General features: G+C 61.1%; 2 protein-coding genes. Both read left to right on the top strand.

Annotated elements, in window-relative coordinates; all coding sequences use genetic code 11:
- Positions 1–1030 (top strand): chemotaxis protein CheA (locus BFP89_RS00375; RefSeq protein WP_141689012.1); only part of this gene is annotated, 1030 nt, incomplete at its 5' end.
- 50 nt (positions 1031–1080) lie between these two features.
- Positions 1081–1466 (top strand): response regulator (locus tag BFP89_RS00370; RefSeq protein ID WP_139114954.1); only part of this gene is annotated, 386 nt, incomplete at its 3' end.

The following is a 1466-nucleotide window of genomic DNA, read 5'->3' as shown; positions in this document are numbered from 1 at the left end:
CCTCGACGTGGTCACCGCCGATCTGCAGACCGCCGTGATGAAAACGCGGATGCAGCCGATCAAGAAAGTCTTCGGCCGCTTCCCGCGCCTGGTTCGCGACCTGGCGCGCCAGCTCAAGAAAGAAATCACCCTGGAACTGGTGGGCGAAGAAACCGACCTCGACAAAAACCTTGTCGAGGCCCTGGCCGACCCGCTGGTCCACTTGGTGCGCAACGCCGTCGACCACGGCGTGGAAACCCCGGAAGAACGCGAAGCCTCGGGCAAGTCACGCAACGGCAAGGTGATCCTGGCGGCTGAGCAGGAGGGCGACCACATCCTGCTGTCGATTACCGATGACGGCAAAGGCATGGACCCGACCATCTTGCGCAATATCGCCGTCAAGCGCGGCGTGATGGACAAGGACGCCGCCGACCGCCTGACCGACACCGAGTGCTACAACCTGATCTTCGCGCCGGGTTTCTCGACCAAGACCGAGATTTCCGACGTGTCCGGGCGTGGCGTCGGCATGGACGTGGTGAAGACCAAGATCAGCCAGCTCAACGGCTCGATCAATATCTACTCGACCAAGGGCCAGGGCTCCAAGATCGTCATCAAGGTGCCGTTGACCCTGGCGATCATGCCGACCCTGATGGTGATGCTGGGCAACCAGGCGTTTGCCTTCCCGCTGGTCAACGTCAACGAGATCTTCCACCTCGACCTGTCGCGCACCAACGTGGTGGACGGCCAGGAAGTGGTGATCGTGCGCGACAAGGCCTTGCCGCTGTTCTACCTCAAGCGCTGGCTGGTGGCGTCGGCCAAGCATGAAGAGCAGCGCGAGGGCCATGTGGTGATTCTGTCGGTGGGCACCCAGCGCATCGGCTTTGTGGTCGATCAACTGGTGGGCCAGGAAGAAGTGGTGATCAAGCCTTTGGGCAAGATGCTGCAGGGCACCCCGGGCATGTCGGGTGCCACCATCACCGGTGACGGTCGCATCGCGCTGATTCTCGATGTTCCGAGCATGCTCAAGCGTTACGCCGCACGGCGTATTTGATTCTGGCGGGGCAGGGCGCGCAAGTGCCCGCCCCGTCTAACGGAGTGTTTATGGCAGTCAAGGTCCTGGTGGTGGACGATTCGGGTTTCTTCCGCCGCCGCGTCTCGGAGATTCTTTCCGCCGATCCAACGATCCAGGTAGTCGGCACGGCCACCAACGGCAAAGAGGCGATCGAACAAGCCATTGCGTTGAAGCCGGACGTGATCACCATGGACTACGAAATGCCGATGATGGATGGCATAACGGCCGTGCGTCATATCATGCAACGTTGCCCGACACCGGTGTTGATGTTCTCCTCGCTGACCCACGAAGGCGCCCGGGTGACCCTGGATGCGCTGGATGCCGGCGCGGTGGATTTCCTGCCCAAGAATTTCGAAGACATCTCGCGCAACCCCGAGAAGGTCAAGCAGATGCTGTGCGAGAAAGTGCACAGTAT

This window comes from Pseudomonas sp. 31 R 17 (assembly GCF_900004915.1).
Taxonomy (GTDB): domain Bacteria; phylum Pseudomonadota; class Gammaproteobacteria; order Pseudomonadales; family Pseudomonadaceae; genus Aquipseudomonas; species Aquipseudomonas orientalis_A.
This window is presented reverse-complemented; position numbering and strand designations above follow the sequence as displayed.